At 47.2% G+C, this 4,721-nt stretch carries 7 protein-coding genes; 4 read left to right on the top strand and 3 right to left on the bottom strand.

Translation table 11 applies throughout. The features are described 5' to 3' along the window. From OEL57_RS14245 to OEL57_RS14230, 4 genes are all read left to right on the top strand, one after another. The coding region (locus OEL57_RS14245; protein WP_300741331.1) for a hypothetical protein at positions 1–533 on the top strand (533 nt) is incomplete at its 5' end. 8 nt (positions 534–541) lie between these two features. Further along, a complete protein-coding gene (locus tag OEL57_RS14240) occupies positions 542–805 on the top strand; it encodes a hypothetical protein (protein WP_300741329.1) in 264 nt (87 codons plus the stop codon). Further along, the gene (locus OEL57_RS14235; RefSeq protein ID WP_300741327.1) at positions 802–1,023 is read left to right on the top strand and encodes a hypothetical protein; all 222 of its coding nucleotides are present in this window, start codon (positions 802–804) and stop codon (positions 1,021–1,023) included. The genes OEL57_RS14240 and OEL57_RS14235 overlap by 4 nt, the downstream gene beginning before the upstream one ends. Positions 1,024–1,176: 153 nt before the next feature. Then, positions 1,177–1,938 (top strand): DNA adenine methylase, encoded by a 762-nt coding sequence (locus tag OEL57_RS14230; protein ID WP_300741325.1) that lies wholly within the window; start codon positions 1,177–1,179, stop codon positions 1,936–1,938. Between the two features lie 164 nt (positions 1,939–2,102). On the opposite strand, the gene OEL57_RS14225 is transcribed toward OEL57_RS14230, so the two are convergent. The 3 genes from OEL57_RS14225 to OEL57_RS14215 form a co-directional block, all read right to left on the bottom strand. Then, complete coding sequence (locus OEL57_RS14225) at positions 2,103–2,528, bottom strand: EcoRII N-terminal effector-binding domain-containing protein (protein WP_300741323.1); 426 nt, start codon at positions 2,526–2,528, stop codon at positions 2,103–2,105. Next, entirely contained in the window at positions 2,525–4,450 is a 1,926-nt protein-coding gene (locus OEL57_RS14220) for a DEAD/DEAH box helicase (protein ID WP_300741321.1), read from the bottom strand. Before OEL57_RS14220 ends, OEL57_RS14225 begins: the two co-directional genes overlap by 4 nt. Before the next feature lie 33 nt (positions 4,451–4,483). Beyond that, a partial coding sequence (locus tag OEL57_RS14215) for a type II restriction endonuclease (protein ID WP_300741319.1) occupies positions 4,484–4,721 on the bottom strand: 238 nt, incomplete at its 5' end.

Genomic DNA, 4,721 nt, shown 5'->3' with positions numbered 1-4,721 from the left:
CCCTTACCGCCCTTGCAGCTATGGCCACCGCTGCCAACCAGTTAATCTACGCCACCGGTAGCGACACATTTGGAATCACTGCTCTGACCGCGTTTGCCCGTACCCTTCTGGATGATGTTGACGCGGCAACGGCACGGGCAACGCTGGGAGCACAGGCTACTCTCGTCGCTAACGATGCAGGGGTCAAAACAGCACTAAATGCGTCAGGTGCTGCCCCTATTTACGCCTGCCGCGCCTGGGTCAATTTTAACGGTACAAATACCGTGGGGATCAGGGCGAGTGGCAACGTGTCAAGTATTACGGACAACGGGACTGGTGATTACACCATTAATTTTGCAACGGCTATGCCGGATGCTAATTACGAGATAAACGGGACGGTGGCTGATAACAACGGCGGCGGTGGGTTTTTATTTGTGGCTCAAAAATCTCAAACAACCCCGCCAACGACAACTGCAGTACGCATTGCAACTATATACGCATCAAATAATGGACATTATGACTCTTCGTATATTTCAATATCTATTTTTAGATAGGAGAACTTATGCAAACTAAACGAATCCTGTACGCACCTGCTGGCGGTGGTGTGGCTATCATTACCCCCGGCCTTGCCGCCCTTAAATTTGCCACAATTGAACAGATTGCAACCAAAGACGTGCCCACCGGGATGCCTTACTGGATTGTGGATGCTAGCGCAATCCCTGCAGATCGAACATTCCGCGCGGCGTGGGAATTGCCGGTAGATATGCCGGACCCTGACGGATACGGTAGCGACTCATCCGTGTTTCCAGAGGAGGTACTGTCATGATCGAGATAAATCTGGACAAGGCCATCGATATAACAAAGGAGAGGCTGCGCCGCGAACGCGCTCCATTATTGGCCAAGCTGGACATACAGTCTCAGCGCAACCTGGAATCAGGGAAAGATAATAGCGAGGTGATCGCCGAGAAACAGAGACTGAGAGATATTACAAAGCTTGCGGAAGGATGTTCAACCCCTGAAGAATTGGCAGCATTAACCATATAACCAGAAGAGGCGGCGTCCGGTAGATGCTCGACACATCTGCCGGACGCCGACCCACTGTACGTCCCAGTGAGCCAACCAAGGCTGCCCCGCCATGTCGACACGGCGAAGGTAAGCCTACCATGATTTTTACAAAAAACAATGGAGGCGCTCACAATGTATCAACCCATTATCCCCTGGATCGGCGGCAAACGCCGCCTCGCGAAACAGATCCTACCGCTGTTCCCGGATCATACCTGTTATGTAGAACCATTCTGCGGCGGTGCCGCCCTTTTTTTCCTCAAGCCGGTATCAAGCGTTGAGGTGCTCAACGACTGCAACAATGAGTTGATCACCCTGTATCGTGTGCTGCAGCACCACCTGGACGAATTTATCCGGCAGTTCCGTTGGTCGCTGGTCTCCCGTCAGATGTTTCAATGGCTGCAAATAACCCCGCCTGAAACCCTCACAGACATCCAAAGGGCTGCCCGGTTCTACTACCTGCAAAAGACAGCGTTCGGCGGCAAGGTTGCTGGCCAGACCTTTGGCACCGCTGCCACTGATCCGCCCAGACTCAATCTGTTGCGGATTGAAGAGACCCTCAGCCAGGCCCATCTGAGATTGCAAAGGGTTTGCGTAGAGCATCTGGACTGGCAAAAGTGCATAACTAAGTACGACCGACCGGGCACGTTGTTTTACCTCGATCCCCCATACTGGCAAACCGAGGGGTATGGAGTCCCGTTTGAGATGGATCAATACGAGGCTATGTCAAGACTGATGCGGTCGATAAAGGGCAAGGCCATTTTAAGCATCAATGACCACCCGGATATAAGGAAGGTTTTTAAGGGATTGTCAACAGACAGGGTACCTATTAAGTACACCACTGGTGGAGCTGGTCGGTCACAGACAACCTACGAATTGATAATCAGGAGCTGGTAACAGATGGAGGGGGTGAAAGCCCCCTCCATTTTAGTTTACTATCAAGATTGATTTGATATTATCAACACATCTGGCGCGGCCAATTATCTCATTTCTGGGTTGAAAATTATCGTGGCGCGCTTGTGTGAAGCCAGCGAGCTGTTGTCAGCCATAAGTCACTCCCTTTATATCTTAATAACTTTCCAGCCACCTGAAAGGACCAGAACATCGTCCTGAACCATTGCAGGTATGTTTGCACGTTTAACATCTACCGTAAGGCGGCCCTCTAAGCACTTTGATAAAACAACTTGGTCACCAATCTTTGCATTTCGGGCTCTCAGGTACTGAGTCATGCAAGTCAAACGGTATTCATTTCTCGTCCCGCCAAAAAAACGGTTATTATAGTAAATAAAATTGAAATCCCAGCGGGTTATGCCGTCTCCTTCACGAAATACCAGCGTCACACGAGGATTCTTCTCTTTTGAATTTAATGATGGGAAAAACGACAGAATCTCAAGGTCCTTAGGAACGAGAATTCCTGCTTGATGGCCACCGGTTTCACCTACGTCATTCGCACTTAGAATCTTTGTTATTTGAGCCGAGTATCTCATTCTAGAGCCCCAATTTTTGAAAGTGGTGATAAGGTCAAAGCCCTCATTACTGCACTAGCAGTCGAATCGCCTTTATGACCTGTTGCTGCATGCTCAGACAAGCCACGCTTGAGTCTTAGGCGTCCAACCACAACTTCTTCAACGCTGTCTACAAAGTAAAGCTGATGTACCGTAACAGGATAGAGCTGTTTTCTACGATATGCTCTTGCGGAAGCCTGATCTTCCAATGCTGGATTCCACTCGGGATTATAATGAATTACATGGTTTGCTGCTGTTATATTGAGACCGACTCCAGCTGCCCTAGGGTTTAGAATGAGAACCCCGGAAGCTGGTGAAACAGAAAATTCATCAACTATTGTCTGACGCTCAGGAACAGGAACTCTGCCATCTATAAAATTGAAATATTGATCAACAAAACGCTTGGACAAGTCATGAATCAAAACATCTGTCATGCCAGTATAACTAGTGAAAATAAGACATTTCTCCCCCCTGGAAAAAATTTCTTCCAGTAATTCAATAAGGCGTTGATACTTAGGCATGTGCTCGGCTGGGTCTGCTAAACTAAAACCTGCAAGCATGGGGTGAGTACAAAACATCCTTAATCGCTGTAAACTAACGAGTGATGCAGATTTACCATATTCTTCAATGGCAGCCAACCGAACCTGCTCGTACATTTCCGCCATTTTCTTTGACATTGAAATGGGCTGAGGTATGTCTATCCTTTCAGGAAGGTCTTTGGCGACATCCTTGACCCGTCGCCGGAGCAGGATAGGAGAGACAAGCGGCGCTAATTGCGAGGCATCTGAATCTGTGTTTTCAAAGAGAGTTTCAAAATCCTCACGCTTTCCGAGGAGCCCAGGAAGAGCAAAATCAGAAAGCGACCAAAGATCAGTTAATTTGTTTTCAACGGGTGTCCCGGTAACTGCAAGAGAAACTCTCCTGTCCAGGTTTTTAACCGCGATTGACCTCTGAGCGTCGGGATTTTTTATGCTTTGTGCTTCATCCAGGACCAAGAGATTCCAGCGTATTGAAGACAACATCGGCTCATCTCTGACAGCAATATCATAAGATGTAACAACTACATCAATGCCTGCAAGTTTGGACGCAATTCCTGCCCGATTCGAGCCAGCGTGCACAAGTACGGACAGTGATGGAGAAAATTGAGTCAGTTCCCTGCGCCAGTTTTCAAGAATCGTTGCGGGGGCAACCACTAACGTTGAGGATCGTCCTTGTGAATACTCAGCCAGCATTAGTGCAATGACTTGGACCGTTTTCCCTAGCCCCATTTCATCACCAAGAATGCAACCAAGACCCTGATTGGCTATCAAGTTAAGAAAATGTACTCCATCCTTCTGATAATTATATAGTTCCGCTTCCAACCCCCATTGCGCTGAGTTCAGTGTAGTTGGTGCTTGTATATCAGTCGGAGTGCAGCTTTTAAGGTCATCAATCAGCTCAATGCCAAGATCAGGCTGTGTTTTGAGCCATATGAGTTGCCCGACTGTTATAACCTGACCGAATACAATATTCTGCACCTTGATCCTGTCGAGGCCATCTTCGTAATCGGACAAGGCAAAAGGGTACCAGGTATTTCCAATGAACAATTGATCAACATCTGTGCTACTTATATTTGTATATTCACTCCCGGATCGACCGACTAAATGAATTGTTATACTGTCAGGTGATCTGCCTGACAGTAATAGTGCCGGTTCCGCAGGGAACCTAGAAAATTCGTACTCTGGCAAGGCAGAAATTGGATTGACTGAAAATTTGTCGTTATTTGCATAAAGACTTGTCCATATATCCATAGCAGAAGGTTTAATGGAATCACCATTCTCATTGCAGTATATAAGATTATTTCCCTCAACGGTCCAAGTTGCAATGGTGTACACGCTGGTATTATCTGTAGGAAATTCAGTCATTTATTTAACCCATCATATGGCTGAAGAAATGGGCTATGATTGTCGTGCAATCAATAGCCGGATAAAGTCGTCAAACGACAATAGCCATGTCTGCTGTTCAGTTTTGTACGTTCTGTGCAATGCTAATGGCACAACAAGTTGAAGCTTGCTTCTTTTCATCTGGTTTGTCTGATTCTCACTTATACCTGGTTCAAGGGTAAGCAGGTGTTTGAACTTAACTCGCTCGGCTTCGGAAAGAACCTGACGCCACCGGTCTTTACAGGTGTTTTTT

This window comes from Trichlorobacter sp., assembly GCF_030247655.1.
Lineage (GTDB): Bacteria > Desulfobacterota > Desulfuromonadia > Geobacterales > Pseudopelobacteraceae > Trichlorobacter.
Note: the sequence above shows the minus strand (reverse complement) of the source record. Positions and strands in the feature narration are given on the sequence as shown.

Coding starts and splice junctions, on each gene's coding strand:
- OEL57_RS14240 (WP_300741329.1), top strand. CDS start 542: ATGCAAACTAAACGAATCCTGTACGCACCTGCTGGCGGTGGTGTGGCT.
- OEL57_RS14235 (WP_300741327.1), top strand. CDS start 802: ATGATCGAGATAAATCTGGACAAGGCCATCGATATAACAAAGGAGAGG.
- OEL57_RS14230 (WP_300741325.1), top strand. CDS start 1,177: ATGTATCAACCCATTATCCCCTGGATCGGCGGCAAACGCCGCCTCGCG.
- OEL57_RS14225 (WP_300741323.1), bottom strand. CDS start 2,528: ATGAGATACTCGGCTCAAATAACAAAGATTCTAAGTGCGAATGACGTA.
- OEL57_RS14220 (WP_300741321.1), bottom strand. CDS start 4,450: ATGACTGAATTTCCTACAGATAATACCAGCGTGTACACCATTGCAACT.